Source organism: Fluviicoccus keumensis (genome assembly GCF_004217445.1).
GTDB lineage: Bacteria > Pseudomonadota > Gammaproteobacteria > Pseudomonadales > Moraxellaceae > Fluviicoccus > Fluviicoccus keumensis.
Genome location: NZ_SHKX01000010.1, coordinates 903,849 through 918,432, shown reverse-complemented (window position 1 = coordinate 918,432; position 14,584 = coordinate 903,849). Strand labels below are relative to the sequence as shown.

14 protein-coding genes are annotated in these 14,584 nt (G+C 63.7%); 4 read left to right on the top strand and 10 right to left on the bottom strand.

Annotation, left to right across the window (positions count from 1 at the left end):
* Nucleotides 1-116: 116 nt before the first annotated feature.
* Nucleotides 117-1,916 carry a lipase family protein gene (locus EV700_RS05195; RefSeq protein WP_130411367.1) on the bottom strand — a complete coding sequence of 600 codons (1,800 nt, stop codon included), beginning with the start codon at nucleotides 1,914-1,916 and terminating at the stop codon, nucleotides 117-119.
* Between the two features lie 215 nt (nucleotides 1,917-2,131).
* Here EV700_RS05195 and EV700_RS05190 point away from each other — a divergent pair, with 215 nt between their 5' ends.
* The 3 genes from EV700_RS05190 to EV700_RS05180 all read left to right on the top strand — a co-directional run bounded on the left by EV700_RS05190 (nucleotide 2,132) and on the right by EV700_RS05180 (nucleotide 4,179).
* Nucleotides 2,132-2,608 carry a DUF1330 domain-containing protein gene (locus EV700_RS05190; protein WP_130411365.1) on the top strand — a complete coding sequence of 159 codons (477 nt, stop codon included), beginning with the start codon at nucleotides 2,132-2,134 and terminating at the stop codon, nucleotides 2,606-2,608.
* A gap of 102 nt (nucleotides 2,609-2,710) precedes the next feature.
* Complete coding sequence (locus tag EV700_RS05185; protein WP_130411363.1) at nucleotides 2,711-3,718, top strand: putative solute-binding protein; 1,008 nt, start codon at nucleotides 2,711-2,713, stop codon at nucleotides 3,716-3,718.
* Nucleotides 3,719-3,723: 5 nt separating this feature from the next.
* The gene (locus tag EV700_RS05180) at nucleotides 3,724-4,179 is read left to right on the top strand and encodes a nuclear transport factor 2 family protein (protein WP_130411361.1); all 456 of its coding nucleotides are present in this window, start codon (nucleotides 3,724-3,726) and stop codon (nucleotides 4,177-4,179) included.
* Nucleotides 4,180-4,185: 6 nt separating this feature from the next.
* On the opposite strand, the gene dinB is transcribed toward EV700_RS05180, so the two are convergent.
* The 5 genes from dinB to EV700_RS05155 form a co-directional block, all read right to left on the bottom strand.
* Nucleotides 4,186-5,382, bottom strand: coding sequence for a DNA polymerase IV (gene dinB, locus EV700_RS05175; protein WP_130411359.1), 1,197 nt, complete (start codon nucleotides 5,380-5,382; stop codon nucleotides 4,186-4,188).
* A gap of 175 nt (nucleotides 5,383-5,557) precedes the next feature.
* Nucleotides 5,558-6,292 carry a hypothetical protein gene (locus tag EV700_RS05170; protein ID WP_130411357.1) on the bottom strand — a complete coding sequence of 245 codons (735 nt, stop codon included), beginning with the start codon at nucleotides 6,290-6,292 and terminating at the stop codon, nucleotides 5,558-5,560.
* Nucleotides 6,293-6,355: 63 nt separating this feature from the next.
* Nucleotides 6,356-7,015 carry an HD domain-containing protein gene (locus tag EV700_RS05165; RefSeq protein ID WP_130411355.1) on the bottom strand — a complete coding sequence of 220 codons (660 nt, stop codon included), beginning with the start codon at nucleotides 7,013-7,015 and terminating at the stop codon, nucleotides 6,356-6,358.
* 45 nt (nucleotides 7,016-7,060) lie between these two features.
* Nucleotides 7,061-8,803: an ATP-binding protein gene (locus EV700_RS05160; protein WP_130411353.1), complete on the bottom strand. Its 1,743-nt coding sequence runs from the start codon at nucleotides 8,801-8,803 to the stop codon at nucleotides 7,061-7,063.
* The gene (locus EV700_RS05155) at nucleotides 8,769-9,320 is read right to left on the bottom strand and encodes a heme NO-binding domain-containing protein (RefSeq protein ID WP_130411351.1); all 552 of its coding nucleotides are present in this window, start codon (nucleotides 9,318-9,320) and stop codon (nucleotides 8,769-8,771) included. The genes EV700_RS05160 and EV700_RS05155 overlap by 35 nt, the downstream gene beginning before the upstream one ends.
* 229 nt (nucleotides 9,321-9,549) lie before the next feature.
* Here EV700_RS05155 and EV700_RS05150 point away from each other — a divergent pair, with 229 nt between their 5' ends.
* Complete coding sequence (locus tag EV700_RS05150; protein ID WP_130411349.1) at nucleotides 9,550-10,590, top strand: AraC family transcriptional regulator; 1,041 nt, start codon at nucleotides 9,550-9,552, stop codon at nucleotides 10,588-10,590.
* A gap of 3 nt (nucleotides 10,591-10,593) precedes the next feature.
* Here the strand turns inward: EV700_RS05150 and EV700_RS05145 are convergent, their stop codons facing one another.
* From EV700_RS05145 to EV700_RS05130, 4 genes are all read right to left on the bottom strand, one after another.
* Complete coding sequence (locus EV700_RS05145) at nucleotides 10,594-12,348, bottom strand: hypothetical protein (protein WP_130411347.1); 1,755 nt, start codon at nucleotides 12,346-12,348, stop codon at nucleotides 10,594-10,596.
* Between the two features lie 181 nt (nucleotides 12,349-12,529).
* Nucleotides 12,530-13,321, bottom strand: a complete 792-nt coding sequence (locus EV700_RS05140; protein ID WP_130411345.1) for a metal ABC transporter permease — start codon at nucleotides 13,319-13,321, stop codon at nucleotides 12,530-12,532.
* Between the two features lie 3 nt (nucleotides 13,322-13,324).
* Entirely contained in the window at nucleotides 13,325-14,086 is a 762-nt protein-coding gene (gene znuC, locus EV700_RS05135) for a zinc ABC transporter ATP-binding protein ZnuC (RefSeq protein ID WP_130411343.1), read from the bottom strand.
* Nucleotides 14,083-14,574 carry a Fur family transcriptional regulator gene (locus EV700_RS05130; RefSeq protein WP_130411341.1) on the bottom strand — a complete coding sequence of 164 codons (492 nt, stop codon included), beginning with the start codon at nucleotides 14,572-14,574 and terminating at the stop codon, nucleotides 14,083-14,085. Before EV700_RS05130 ends, znuC begins: the two co-directional genes overlap by 4 nt.
* Between the last annotated feature and the right edge of the window lie 10 nt (nucleotides 14,575-14,584).

Below are 14,584 nucleotides of genomic sequence, written 5' to 3'. Positions count from 1 at the left end.
AGGGGAGAGGGTCAGGGAGAGGGGGTGCGGAAAGTCACTCAAACACAGCCAACTCAAGACTCACCGCCGCGCCCCCTCTCCCCGGCCCTCCCCCCTTGGGGGGAGGGGGTTTTTCGTCACCAGGTCGTCGGCGCGGGCGGCGTCACCGTGAAGGCATAGGTCTGCCCGGGTCCCGACATCAGCGTGGTGAACAGGTCGTTGAACAGGCCGCAGTCCTTCATCGGCGGGAAGGTGGTGATGCCGGCGAAGCTGAGCTTGCCGTTGCCCAGCGAGGACAGCGGGCCGTCGAAGTGGATCGGCAAATCCACCGGAGCGCTGGTCTGGCAACCGAAGGGAATCTGCAGCACCGACACCCCGGCCGACACCACCTTGATGTTCACCCGCGCCATGCCGTGCACGTGCAGCTGGCCGTCGTTGTCCAGCGAGGCGGTGCCGCTCACCGGTTCGCTCGGCGTCACTTCCAGCTTCACGTCGGCGGGCAATCCGGCAATCTTCAGCGTGGTGGTGAAGCCGGGAATGCTCATGCCGCCCTTCAGGGTATTGGCGGTCATGTCGGTGTCGGCGGTGAAGGTGGAGGCGGCGGGCAGCGTCACCGACTGCTTCAACGTCTTCAGGCCCATCGTCCCGGCCAGCGGCCAGCTCTTCAGCGACACCACGAAGTTGCCACCACCCGGGTTGGCGGTACTGGTCGGCGCGGCCTTCAGCGACAGGCAGGTACCCAGCGTCGACTTGCCGTTGAAGCGGTCGCCGATCCACGACAGCACGGTCGGCGCGGCCTGGAACTGGGTGACGATGTGCTCGCTGGGATAGACGCCGAAAGTGACGTTGGCGAACTTGCCGCAATAGGCCTTCCGCAGCGCCACGGTCTGGTCGATGGGAATGAATTCATCGGCGACGCCGTGATACTGGTACAGCGGCACCGGAATCTTGCCGCTGCCCAGCGCCTGCGCCTTGATCGTCTGGTTGATGGAGGGAATGGCGGTCAGCTGCGCCAGCGTCTGGTTGTTGACGGTGTATTCCGACACCTTGTGGTTCATGAAGTCGTACAGCGCCTCAAACACGCACTCCGACTTGCCCTTGGCGACGGCGGCCTTGCCGGTGGCGTTGGTCAGCGTATCCAGCGGAATCTGCGTCGGGTACTGCGTGGACAGGCCGATCACCGCGCCCAGCAGGAAGGATGCGCCGGTGCTGCCGTCCAGATAGTTGGCGGTGCGCAGCAGGTCGGCGGGAATGCCCCCGGCAGCGACGGCGGACAGCTTCAGGTTGGGGGCGTAGGCGTTCTTCAGCTCCCCGGCCCAGGCGGCGGTCTGGCCGCCTTGCGAATAGCCCCAGATCGCCGCCTTGGCGTTGGCGCTGACGCCGGAACCGGGAATTTGCGCGGCGGCGCTGAAGATGTCCAGCAGCGCGCGGCCCTGCGAAACGCCGCTCATGTAGGTGGGCGTGGCGCCGGTGGTGTAGCCGGGGTTGTCGCTGACCAGCACCGCATACCCGGCGCTGAGCGCGGCGGCAATGTTGGCGCTTTCATAATCGGTGCCCTTGGCCATCTGGATCGACGGCGCACAGCCTTGCGCCAGGCCGTGGGTGCCGACGGCATAGCCGATCACCGGCCGCTCGCCGGAGCCGCTCCACAAGGTGGCGGGCACGATCACGGTGCCGGTGACCAGATTGGCCGCGCCCAGCGCATCGGTGGAACGGTAAACCACGTTCCAGGCCTGCGCGGCGGGCACGCCCGCGCCCAGGCTGATGCTGGCCGGGCGGTACCAGACCAGTTCGCCGTGCGCACCGGCGGTCAGGGCGGCGGGCGGGTCATAGAACGCGGCATCACCGGGACCGACGGCGGGCGCGGCCAGCGCGGTCACGGACGGCAGGGCCAGCGCGGCGGCCAGCAGGGGGCTGAAACGGAAGATTGACGGCATGGGTGTACTCCTGACACGGGGCATTTGTTCTTGTTGGGATGAATGCCTTTACCCGTCCGGGGCAATCAGGCATTTCAGTCCGCGACTGTAGAGAACACGCGTCCGGGGTGCAGGACTTGAACGGACAATGATCGGTGAATTCCGGCCACGACCGTCGGTCCCGCTTCGTGCTATATCTTTACCGTTGCTCCAACCCTTCCGGCCCCGAGACCCCCATGAAAACCGTCAACCCCAGCGACACCGAGATTGAACGCTTCCGCCGCGACGCCGATCCCCGCCACCCCATCATCATGGTCAACCTGTTGCGTTACCGCGCGCAGGCTATGTATGAAGACGGCCGCCCCACCGTCCTTTCCGGCCGTCAGGCCTACCAGCGCTATACCCGCAGCGTGCTGCCGCTGCTGTGGGAAACCGGGGGCAAGCTGCTGTGGATGGGGCATGTCCGCACCAGCTTTATCGCGCCCGACGACGAGGCCTGGGACGAAGTCGCGCTGGTCTGGTATCCCAGCCGCCAGGCCTTTCTGGACATGGTCACCTCGGCCCCCTACCAGGAGGTGATGAAACACCGCACGGCGGCGCTGGACGACTCCCGGCTGATTGAAACCCGGGCGGTGCGCATTCCGAAGACCCTGCTGAACCTGGCGCGCGGCGCGGTGCGGCTAAAGACGCTGGTGCGTCCGCGGCTGCGCTGAAGCCGCCGATTAAAGTCAGCGCGCCTTGTCGCACAAGCTCTTGGCCGAATCGCGGCGAAATGCACTATCATCGCCGCCCTGACCTCCCAGGAGCCGCTTCCCATGCAAGGATTCCGCCTTACCGCCCGCCTGCGCCGCACCGCGCTGGCGCTGGGCCTCGGCCTCAGCGCCGCCACGGCTTCCGCCCAGACCTTCTGTGTGTTTGACGTGCTCGGCACGCAGGGCAGCTTCTACAGCGCCATGCGCGAGTACTGGACCGCCGCCCGTCCGTGGAGTACCGCGACGCTGGAGCTGAAGCCCTACCTCAGCGAGGAACAGGCGGTGCAGGACTTCCAGTCCGGCGCTTGTGACATGGTGTCCACCACCGGCATCCGCGCCCGCGACTACAACCTGTTCACCACCAGCATCGAAGCTATCGGCGCGGTCACCAGCGACAGCCAGATGAAAACCGTCATCGAGGCGCTGGCCCGGCCCGATGCCGCCAAATACATGACCGTCAACAGTGTGGAAGTGGCGGGCATCCTGCCGCTGGGCGGGGTTTACATGTTCCTCAACGACCGCGCCATCAACAGCATCGACAAGATCAAGGGCAAGCGCATCGCCGTGCTGGCGCACGATCTGGTGCAGCTGCGCATGGCCGACCGCCTCGGTTTCCAGCCGCGCGCCGCCGACATCGACAGCTTTGCGGCCATGTTCAACAAGGGCGAGGCCGACATCGTGGTGGCCCCGGCGCTGGCCTACATGCCGATGCAACTGTTTCAGGGCGTCGGTAACCGGGGGCTGGTGCTGAAAATGCCCATCGCATACCTCAGCCTGCAGGTGCTGATGCACGCCGACAAATTCCCCGCCGGTTTCGGCCAGAAATCCCGGGCCTATTTCGCCGGGCAGTTCGATACCCTGATGAAGCCGGTGCGCGCCGCCGAACAGGAAATCCTCTACTTCCTGCCCGCCCCCGACGGCGAGTACGACCATTACCAGGCCTTCCTGCGCGAGGCCCGTCTGGGCATGACGGAAGAAGGCATCTATGACAAGCGGATGATGACCATCCTGAAGAAGATCCGCTGCAAGGAACGCCCGGACCGGGCCGAATGCACGGACGGCAAGGAGTAACCGCCATGAAAAAACCACTGCTCCTGCTGCTGGCGCTGGCCGCCGCGCCCCTGCACGCCGGGGAAGCGCTCGACACCGCCTCGGCGTCGCGTTTCCTGCAGGATTTCTACCAGGCCGTACAACAGCGCGATGAAGCAAAAATCAGCGCCGTACTGGCCGAGGATGCCCCGATCCGGCTGACCCTGCTGAAAAATGCGCAGACCTTCACCCTCAGCCGCGCCGACTGGCTGCAGCAGCTGCGGGCCGCCGCGCATTTCGGCAAAACGCCGCGCATCACCCTCGACGGCTTCACGCTGTCGCTGACCCAGGCGGGCTATTCCGGCACGCTGCATTTCCACAAGCGGGAAACCGGGGAAATGCTGGACCAGAAACTGCGCGTGGACGAAGACGTGGAAGCCGACCTGCGGGTGGAAGACGACCGGCTGAAAATCACCGGCCTGCGCATCCGTTCCTCATTCTGAATTCCCTCAAAACAGGCTGAGGGTCTCCCCCGGCAGCACGGCCGGGGCTTCGGGCGCACCCTCGCCCCCCCGCTTCGCCAGCGTGCCCACGCGCACGCCCAGCAAGCGGATGCGCCGGTCCAGCGGCACCCGCTTCAGGCACTCCCCCGCCAACCGCCGGATGGTCTTGGCGTCGGCCGTGAACTCCTCCACCGTGTGGTCGCGCGTTACCGCCCGGAAATTGTCGTAACGGATCTTGATGCCGATGGTGCGGCCGACATAACCCTTGCGCTGCAGGTCAGCGGCCACGCGCTCGCACAGGCGGGTGAAGGCTTCGGCCAGCGCGGCGCGGTCCTCGCGGACATGCAGATCGTTGCTGAACGTAGTTTCCCGGCTGACCGACACCGGTTCGCTCTCGGTCACCAACGGCCGGTCATCGCGGCCATGCGCCGCCGCGTGCAGCCAGGCGCCATAGCTTTTGCCGAAGCGGGCGATCAGCCAGGCCTCGTCGCGCGCCGCCAGCTCGGCAATGGTGTGGATGCCCAGCGCCTGCAAGCGCTGGTCGGTCTTGGGGCCGATGCCGTTGATCTTGCGGCAGGGCAAGGGCCAGATCCGGGTCGGCACATCCTCGGCAAAGACCAGCGAGATGCCGTTCGGTTTCTGGAATTCACTGGCCATCTTCGCCAGCAGCTTGTTCGGGGCGACCCCCACCGAACAGGTCAGGCCGGTGGCCGTGAAAATGGCGGCCTGGATGGCCTTGGCCTGCGCCAGTCCGCCATCCGCCTGCACACCGGGCAGGCCGCTCAGGTCGATGTAAACCTCATCAACGCCGCGATCCTCCATCACCGGCGCCAGCTTCAGGATTTCCGCCTTGAACAAGCGCGAGAAGTGACGGTAGCGATCAAAATCCACCGGCAGCATGATCGCCTCCGGACACAGCTTCGCCGCCTTCATCATGCCCATCGCCGACCCCACGCCGAAACGCCGCGCGGCATAAGTGGCCGTGGTAATGACGCCGCGCCCGACGTATTCGCGCAGGCGGGGGAATTCGGCGACGGGAATGGATGCGGTGGGCCGCTCGTCAGGCTGACGGCGGCCGCCACCGATCACCACCGGCAAACCCTGCAATTGCGGGTAGCGCAGCAGCTCGACGGACGCAAAGAAGGCATCCATGTCGAGATGGGCGATACGGCGGAGAGGCGCCGGGGATGGCGGCACGGACATGCATGGTTCCGGTGGGGGGCTGAGGCACGATGATTAGCGTAAAAAATAAACGCCGGCGGCACAAGCCAACGGAGCCCGTCAACGTCATCAGTTGTCGCGTTATCCGCCTGGCCTGAAATCAATACCCATGTAAATATCTTTATTAATCAATAACATAAATTGTATTACTGCCAGATCAGCGCACCTGTACCGGCAACGACATCCAGCCCAGCAAACCGGTCGCCAGCAGGATCGCGCCCAGCCATTTCAACCAACCCCACACACCCTGGCCGCGGCGCAGCACTTGCAGGTCTTCCACATACAGCGTTTCGCAAGCGCCATTCCCGGTATCCGTGCGCACGGTGCTGGTGCCGCGCTTGAAGGCAAAGCTGTGATGATGGGAATATTCGGCCAGATAACCGCGCAAACGGATCTGGTCGCCAATGCGCACATCCCGCAACCGGCGCGCCAGATCGGGATTGGCGGTCAGCAGGTGGTTGTTGGAAATCTGCGCCTGATTGAATTTGTGGTAAGCCTCGGACGAGCGCGTAAAGAAATTGCAGGTGAACTGGCCGCTCGAAAATTCGATGTTCCGCCACGCCGATTCGCTGACATTTCGTCCCCAGATCACGCACAGGTCCAGCACGTTCAGGTTGTCATTCCATTTTTCGTGCAGGTAATCCTTCCACGATCCGGCGTCATGCAGGCTCACCACCAAGCCGTACAGGGTGTAGTGAAATTTCGGCTGGATGGTGTAGGTAATGCCGCCGACAGTTTCCGTAAACGCAGGCCGGGAAATCGCCGTCTGCTCCGGTTCCTGCAGCAAGACCTGGTCATAGCCGACCCGGTCCGGCAGATCATCCTGTTTCCAGATGCCCAGGGCCAGCAGAATCAAGCCGCCCCACATCATCCATTTCACCAAACCGTGCATGCCGGTATCCGCTTGAAGGAGTATCGGGACATCATACCCCAGCCCTATGTTCCACGTGGAACATCAGGAGAAACTTTGCAAAAGCGAACTGAACCAGCTTTTGCCCTGTGTCAGCGACCGCAATTCGCGTTGCAGGTTTCGACGAGCCGCCGCTTCAAAGCGGCCGTGGAATTCCGGCAACTGATAGATACGATCCTGACGCAGGAAATTGTCCAGCACCTTGCGGCGGCCCTCGCGGAATGTCTCCTCGGGCACCCAGTGATACTCGGCGCGAATACCCTGCTGATAATGGGCATAATGTTCCGGCGCAGCGCCCAGCACCAGAATGTCGATATCGCGCAGCACCGCCTCGTCGCTCGTGGCCGGTCCGCCAACATGTCCTGAAGACAGGATCAGGCTGCGAATTCGGCCGACCATGGGGCCGGTGATTCCGGCCTCAAACATGGCGCGCTCCGCCAAATCGGCGCTGTCCGCCTCATTGGTCGAAGAGTGCGTGTCGTACACAACATCGTGGAACCAGAGCGCCAGCGCCACCTCGCCGGGATGACGGCAGTGACGGCTGACCGGCTCAAAGGCTTGCAGGCAGGCTTCCAGATGATCGCGGGAATGATAATGGCGATGCGGTTCATCCCAGGCATCCAGCACCTGTTGCATCCACCCGCGCGGAGGACTCGCCCCCAGTTCGTTCCAGGTCTGTTGCCAATGACGGGCTAGAAGTGTCATGACTTTTCCCCAAAAAAGTCTTTTGAAAACAACACTATGTTTTGATCACAAATTCTCCTTGGCTGGTCGCAGCCATCGTCGCAGGGCTTGGTAAAGTTCGTCACGGCGGAAAGGTTTCGACAAATAACCGTCCATGCCCGCCGACAGGCAATGTTCACGATCGCCGGACATGGCGTTGGCCGTCACGGCCACCACCGGGGTCCGGCGGCAGGGATTCCCCGGATCAATATCCTGCGCCGCCTCCCAGGCGCGAATCTGCCGCACGGCCTCGAAACCGTCCATTTCCGGCATCTGGCAGTCCATCAGCACCAGGTCATATTCCCGCACCCGGAACTGTTCCAGGGCTTCCCGGCCATTGGCCGTGCGGGTGACGGTCAGCCCCAGGCGCAGCAGCATCGCCGTCGCCAACTCCGCATTGACCTGATTGTCTTCCGCCAGCAGCACATGTCCGTCCAGACTCAGCAAGGGCGTCTTGCGGCCGATCGGAGGCTCCGCCGCCGGAACCGACCGCGCCAGCGGCAACTGCAGGCTGAAGCTGAAGGACGATCCCGTCTGCGGGATTCTCTCGGCCAGAATGGCGCCGCCCATCAACTCCAGCAATTGGCGGCAGATCGCCAGGCCCAGACCGGTGCCGCCAAAACGCCGCGCCATCGAACCGTCCGCCTGCGTAAAGGGTTGGAACAGTTGCGCCCGGGTCTGTTCGTCAAACCCAATGCCGGTATCGCGCACCTCGAAGCGCAGGTCGACGCCGGCGGCGGTTTGCCGCCCGGCCGTCACCGTCACCCGAACCTCGCCATGATCGGTGAATTTGATGGCGTTACTGACCAGGTTGCCCAAAATCTGTTTCAGCCGCAGCGCATCGCCATGCAGGGCGTCGGGCACGCCGGGTTCGATCATCAGGTGCAGCAGTAACCCCTTGATTGAAGCACGCGAACTGTACAGATCGGCCACTTCCTGCATCAGCAAGGCCAGACTGAAATCCTCGGTGCTGAGTTGCAGCTTGCCCGCCTCCATTTTCGAAAAATCGAGGATGTCATTGATGATGCGCAGCAGGGATTCGCCGGAGGTATAAACCGTTTTCGCCATCCGCTGCTGCACAAAGTCCAGCGGCGTATCCAGCAGCAGTTCGGTCATGCCCAGCACCCCGTTCATCGGCGTGCGGATTTCATGGCTGACCGTGGCCAGGAATTCCGATTTCGCCAGACTCGCGGACTCGGCCACGCGCCGGGCCAGATCGAGTTCCTCGTTGGCCTGCTGCAAGGCGGCGGTGCGTTCCTCCACCCGCGACTCCAGCGTCCGCGTCAGGTTTTCCAGTTCACGCAGGGCGGTGTTCTTGATCGACAGCGCCGCGACATAGAAATGCATGGCGTCGGAACGGGGAAACACCGACAGCTTCAGACCCGAATGCAACAATTGCGCAATATCGCCAAACTGCGGATAGCCCAGGAACAGGAATCCTCCGTCTGGCAAAGGGTAGAAACTGCCGCCCAGGCGCGGCGCATCCGCATTATCCAGTTCCAGCACCACCGCCTGTTCCAGCGTCTGCACCACCACCTCACGATCCAGCGACAACGGCGGGCTGGCCAGGCGGAACCGATCCGCCACCGCCTCCCCCGCCACCAGGCGCGGCGCCAGCACGCTGATCGCCGGTCCCCAGCCGCGCAGGCGCAACTGGTCGTCCATCCGCAAGTGAAAGGGGTGGGTGCGGGCAAACAGCGCTTCATCCAGCCGGATCAGCTCCGGCGGCAAAGCCTCAGGCAGCGGTCCGCTCGATCCGGAATTCGTCATAATCTCGCTCATCGGCGCGTTGGCGGATGTGGCTGACCGTTCCCGGCTCGCCAAAGAAATCGCACAGCCCTTCCAGCAAGCCGGTCACCAGCGGCGCCAGCCCGGCGCGGGTGGAGTAATAGCGGACGCGGATCACCTGCTCGCCATCGCGCTGCACCAGGAAAGACGGTGGACGCAGGCCCGGCATCTGGTTGCCCAGAGCGGCGTGCATGCTGTTGAGATTGGAGAGGAAGGTGAAGATGTCCGGGCCGTTGATGGTGAAAAGATCCTTGTACTCCCCGGCTGAATTCTCGCTCACCCAGCGGTGGCCGACACAACGCAGCAGGTTTTCCGGGGTATCGCCGGTCAGCTCGCACGCGGTCCCGACCATGGCGTAGGACCATTCATCCGGGTACGGTTTCATGCTGACGAAGAACGAGGCGTCAAACGGCAGCCGCGCCGCGATCTCGCGCCAGACAACATCACCGTACTGCCGCTGCAGGGTGCCCGCCAGCAGGTTGTTGACCAATCCGTACATACCCGGCCTCCGGGATTTTTTCCAGTTTTTACAGATTCACTCTAGGTCGGGGGTCGGGGCAAGTCAAATCAGCGGAAGGCGTAATTACTGATCGGGAAAGACTCGGCACCGCCTGCACCGCCCTCGCGCCAGCATCGAATGTGCGGGCTGTCGGACGCTTTTCACGGATCATTGTTGTCAATTCAGGCCATAAGTGCTAGATTTTCGTCAAATCTTGTACGGTCGTCCCATGAAACCCGATTTCGATCCCTCGCGTCCGGCGGTGCCGATCGCTTATCCCCGCCTGCTGGTGGAAATTCTGGTGGAGCAAGGCATACGCCGCGAAACCCTGCTGGAAGGCACCGGCATTGCGGCGGATGCCTTCGAGAACCCCGATAACCGCCTTACGCCCGCCCAGTTCCTGCATCTGGTGCTGAACGCTTTCTATTACGGGAAAAATCCGGCGCTGGGCTATGAATTGGGGTTGCGCACGCCGGTCACCTCGCACGGTTTCCTCGGCTATGGCGTCATGAGTTGCCAGACCTTGCGCGAGGCCATCGAACTGGCCTCGAAATTCGTGCGCCTGCGCACCATCCTGATGACTTTCCGCCTGTACGAGGACGGTGACGAGGCGGTGGTCGAAGCCAACGCCAACTATCCGGTCGGACCGTTGCGCCAGTTCGTATTCGAAAGCCTGCTGCTCAGCCTGGCGCGGGCCGGCACGTTCATCAGCGGCACCAGCCTGCAGGACGGGGAAATCCACTTCGACTTCCCGGAGCCGGACTATTACGCCCCCCGCCAACACCGCTTGCCGCCCATGCGGTTCAACCGCTCCGCCAACCAGCTGCGCTTTCCGCGCCATTACCTGGACCAGCCGCTGGTCATGGCCGACCCGGTGGCGGCGCGGCTGGCCGTGGAGCAATGTGAACGGGAAATGGCGCTGCTGAATGAGGGAACCGGCGATCTGCCGGCCCGGCTGCGGGCGCTGTTCGGCGCGTCGGACGGCAGCTATCCCAATCTGGAAACGGCGGCGGACAAGCTGTTCATGTCGACGCGGACGCTGAAACGGCGGTTGCAGCAACACGGCACCACCTTCCAGACGCTGCTGGACGAGTCACGCCGCCGCGATGCCATGCGCCTGCTGGAAAATTCGGGATTAAGCGTGGAACAGGTGGCGACGCGGTTGGGCTACAGCGATCCGGCTAATTTCACCCGCGCCTTCCGCAAGTGGCTGGGCGCCACGCCGCGCCAGTTCCGCGAACAGGCCCGGCAACGGGCGGCCAACGCCTGATACTCAGGGTTTCAGCTGTTCCCACATGGCGTCAATGTTGGATTCCAGCGTGGCGTCATGATCAGGCGCCCTGACCGGCGCAGAGGTATTCAGCACCGCAAATTCATACTGGCTGATGCTGGCCGTGGACAACACCAGCTTGGTCAATTGCGCCAGCACGGTTTGCCCGGCCAGGCTGATCTTGACATCGGAACCCACGGCGAAGGTGGTGCCCGACGTCACCAGGGTGGCGGGTTGATCCAGGGATTTCATCTCGGGAATCAGGAAGCCGCGCAGGTAGTCGCTGTCCTCGCGCAGGTTGCGGATACGGCAGATGCCGCACGGCTTGGCCTGCGCCGACAACAACTCCAGCCCCGCTTCAACCTGGTATTCCGTGGTCATGCGCACCCAGTGCAGCAGCCCGACATTCCAGCCCTTGCCGCGCTCCTCGCTGATGGCAATGATTTCACCCGGACGCAGCGACGCCGGCGGATTGCCCGGCCAGCGGATGCCGTAGCCGCCCGGTGAGACATTGAAGGCCTCGACATGGTAGGGAACGTAAGTGACCGCCGGAGCGACCTCCGCCTGCTCTTCCTTGTCACGATCGGCATCCTGATCAATGGTGGTCACCGTGGCGTAGGAAATCTGCCAGGCATCCGGCTGTTCCTCCACGGTCTCCTCTTCCAGGCCAAACAGGAACGCCGGCTGGGCGGCGGTCTTCTTTTCCTCGTTGCCCTTCACCACCACCCGGAACTCGCGTTGTCCGGCCAGAAAGTAATGGGCGGCGGAAAGGCCCAGACAAATCAGCACGGGCTTTTCACAAGGCCGACGCTCAAACATGCGTTCCCGCCCCCGCCGCCACAGTCCCAGCAGATGATCCTGCAAGCTGGCGGGAATGGCGCCGGGATTAGCCTGGAAATGCTGCACCAGCGCCTCGCTGCGGATGAACCAGCTGCCGGGCTTGGGCGCGGCGCGGTGGCGGAAGCCCGGCGCCAGATCGTCAGCATCACAAACCAGCAAGGCTTGCGCGGGTGAGGTTTCCAGCTTCAGCAGCGTCGCCCAGGATTCACTTTCAGCGTACAGGATATCCAGTTCGGATGGACGCAGTTTGTTGGTCTGGGAAGCGCCAAGCATCACGGCGCGCAGGTAGGTGTGGCGAATGCTGGTTTCCGCCAGATGCACGCTGTGCCGGTCTTTCACCGGCACATCAATCAGGTCGTGGGTCCAGGCCAGGCGGAACAGGCTGTGAATATCCAGCCACACGCCGTCCGGCAGCGGGAAATACAGCAGCGCGGCATGACGGATCAAGCGGATACATTCACCCAGACAGCGCTGGACGGCGTTCGCGGCCAACTGCTGGGCGCTGCGCTTGCCCAGGTTCATGAACCCGACCTTGCCGCCTTCCAGACGCTGCAGGGTGCCAACGGCGACCACCTTGTAATCCAGCGCCAACTGCAGGTGCAGCGCCTGACTAAGCACGGCGGCGCGGCGCGCGGCATGCGGCAGCTTGACCGGCTGGTTTTGCAGGCCATGGCTGAGGGCGCGGATCAGATTGGTAACGGCGGGTTCCAGGATTTCAACCAGTTCGTAGCGGTCATCATCATCAATATGCAGGGTCGCCAGTTCACCCAGCGTCTGGTACAGCTTCTTGCCGGTTTCCGCCGTATTCATGATCGGCAAGTTATTGACCCAGGCCTGCATCTCGCCCCGGCCGTGGCCGACCTGCGACAGGCGGGACAATTGTTTCTCGGGGATATTCAGGCCAGATGTCGTTGTCATTTCAAATCAAAACCTTGCATGGTTCGGCCGCTGGAATTTATCCGTTGTATCCGCGTAAAAACCCGAGAAGACGCTCTCGAAGCGTAGGGAGATTGCAGGAAGCAGACTGTGATCGTTTTATCATTTTAGTCCGCCATTAGCCAGACAGCCTCCCCATCGGTAAACAATATTCCCTGCAGGGTTAATGATTCGTTTTCATCGGCAGCAATCGTCCCGCCAGGAAGAGCAGGGTCGCACTGAGCACGATGCTGGGGCCTACGGGCGTATCCCACTTGAAGCTGGCCGCCAGGCCTCCGGAAACCGCCGCAACCCCCGCCAGCGCGGCCAGAAGCGCCATCGCGGTTGGCTGGCGCGCCAGGGGACGCACGGCCAGCGGCGGTATCACCAGCAAGGCCGTGATCAACAGACTGCCGGCCACCTTCATCGCCAGCGAGACCGCCAGCGCCAGCAGCAACAGCAGCAACACGCGCAGGCGCAGCACCGGCACGCCCTCCACCGCCGCCAGCCGCTCGTCCAGGGTCGACAGCACCAGCGGTCGCCACAACGCGAAAACCGTGCCCAGAATGACCACGGCCCCGCCCGCCAGCAACGGCAGGTCGGACGGCGTCAGCGCCAGCAGGTCGCCGAACAGCCAGGCCTGCAGATCCACCGGTGCGCCGGGATTGAACCGGATGGCGATCAGCCCGGCGCTGAGCAGGGTTGCCGACAGCAAGGACAATAGGGCGTCCGAGGGCAGGCGGCTGCGGTCAAGCAATCCAGCCAGCAGTAACGCCAGCAGCAGGCATACGCCCAGAATGCCGCCCCACACCGGAATGTGAAACAGCAGCGACAGCCCCGCGCCCAGCAAGGTGGCATGCGCCAGGCTGTCGCCGAAAAAGGCCAAGCGCCGCCAGACCAGCAGGCATCCCAACGGCGCGGCCATCAATGCCGCCAGCACCCCGCCCGCCCAGGCGGGCCAGAGAATTTCCCACATGGCTTAGCTCCCGGCCTGCGCCGACGACGGAGTCACGCATCCGTGAACATCGTGGCGGTGGTCGTGATGATGGCTGTAGACCGCCAACCCCTGACTGCCCTGCCAGCCGAACAGCCGCAGGTATTCGGGATGGCTGGTGACCGATTCCGGATGGCCTTCGCAACAGACATGGCCGTTCAGGCAGATCACCCGGTCGGTCGACGCCATCACCAGATGCAGATCGTGCGACACCATCAGGATACCGCAGCGGTAACGGCGCGGCACCTCGGCCAGCAAGCGGTACAACTCTTCCTGCCCGGTCAGGTCGACGCCCTGCATCGGTTCATCCAGCACCAGCAGATCCGGTTGCTGCAACAGCGCGCGCGCCAGCAGCACCCGCTGCCATTCGCCGCCGGACAAGGCATGCACCGACCGGTCATGCAAGTCGCCGACCCCGGTTTCCGCCAGCGCCTGACCCACGTCCGCCGCCGCCAGTTTGCGCGCCTGCAACCGCATGAAGCCGCCCACCGTCAGCGGCAGCGAGGGATCCAGTGTCAGCGCCTGCGGCACATAACCGATGCGCAAGCCCGGCTGGCGGCGGCAGACGCCGGCGTCCGGCTTCAGCAGGCCCACGGCGATCTGCACCAGCGTCGACTTGCCCGCGCCGTTGGGGCCGATGAGCGTGACGATCTCGCCACGCTGCACCGTCAGGCTCACCCGGTTCAGAATGCGGCGGCCTTCCCGCGACCAGTCAATGCCGGTCAGCTCCAGCAATGGTCCGGTCACGACGAAGCCGCTCCCGGTTCGCGGCAGGCGCGGCACAAGCCGCCGATTTCCAGCATCGGCTGGCGGATACGGAAACCGCGCTTGTCGGCGCTGGTCTGCAGGGCTTTCATCACGGCCAGGCTGTCTTCCAGCTCCTCCGCGTTTCCGCACTTTTCACACAGCAGAAAGCACGCCAGATGCTGGTGGGACGGATCGGCGCAGCCCATGTAGGCGTTAAGCGAGGCAATGCGGTGCACCAGGCCCTGCTCCAGCAGGAAGTCCAGCGCGCGGTAGACGGTCGGCGGCGCCGGTTTGTGGCCCTCGGCGGTCAGACGGTCCAGGATGCCGTAGGCGCCCAGCGGCTGATGGCTTTCCCAGACCAGTTCCAGCACGCGGCGGCGGATCTCGGTCAGGCGGACGCCGCGCTCGGCGCAGAGATGCTCGGCGGCGTGCATGGCGTCGTGAATGCAATGCTCATGGGCATGCGGCACAAAAGCGTCCGATTTCATGGGTTGGTAA

Bases quoted from the DNA above. Each gene is read 5' to 3' on its own strand.
- EV700_RS05130 (WP_130411341.1), bottom strand. From the start codon at position 14,574: ATGAAATCGGACGCTTTTGTGCCGCATGCCCATGAGCATTGCATTCAC.
- EV700_RS05170 (WP_130411357.1), bottom strand. From the start codon at position 6,292: ATGCACGGTTTGGTGAAATGGATGATGTGGGGCGGCTTGATTCTGCTG.
- EV700_RS05185 (WP_130411363.1), top strand. From the start codon at position 2,711: ATGCAAGGATTCCGCCTTACCGCCCGCCTGCGCCGCACCGCGCTGGCG.
- EV700_RS05140 (WP_130411345.1), bottom strand. From the start codon at position 13,321: ATGTGGGAAATTCTCTGGCCCGCCTGGGCGGGCGGGGTGCTGGCGGCA.
- EV700_RS05150 (WP_130411349.1), top strand. From the start codon at position 9,550: ATGAAACCCGATTTCGATCCCTCGCGTCCGGCGGTGCCGATCGCTTAT.
- EV700_RS05160 (WP_130411353.1), bottom strand. From the start codon at position 8,803: ATGACGAATTCCGGATCGAGCGGACCGCTGCCTGAGGCTTTGCCGCCG.
- EV700_RS05165 (WP_130411355.1), bottom strand. From the start codon at position 7,015: ATGACACTTCTAGCCCGTCATTGGCAACAGACCTGGAACGAACTGGGG.
- EV700_RS05190 (WP_130411365.1), top strand. From the start codon at position 2,132: ATGAAAACCGTCAACCCCAGCGACACCGAGATTGAACGCTTCCGCCGC.
- EV700_RS05180 (WP_130411361.1), top strand. From the start codon at position 3,724: ATGAAAAAACCACTGCTCCTGCTGCTGGCGCTGGCCGCCGCGCCCCTG.
- EV700_RS05195 (WP_130411367.1), bottom strand. From the start codon at position 1,916: ATGCCGTCAATCTTCCGTTTCAGCCCCCTGCTGGCCGCCGCGCTGGCC.
- dinB (WP_130411359.1), bottom strand. From the start codon at position 5,382: ATGTCCGTGCCGCCATCCCCGGCGCCTCTCCGCCGTATCGCCCATCTC.
- EV700_RS05155 (WP_130411351.1), bottom strand. From the start codon at position 9,320: ATGTACGGATTGGTCAACAACCTGCTGGCGGGCACCCTGCAGCGGCAG.
- EV700_RS05145 (WP_130411347.1), bottom strand. From the start codon at position 12,348: ATGACAACGACATCTGGCCTGAATATCCCCGAGAAACAATTGTCCCGC.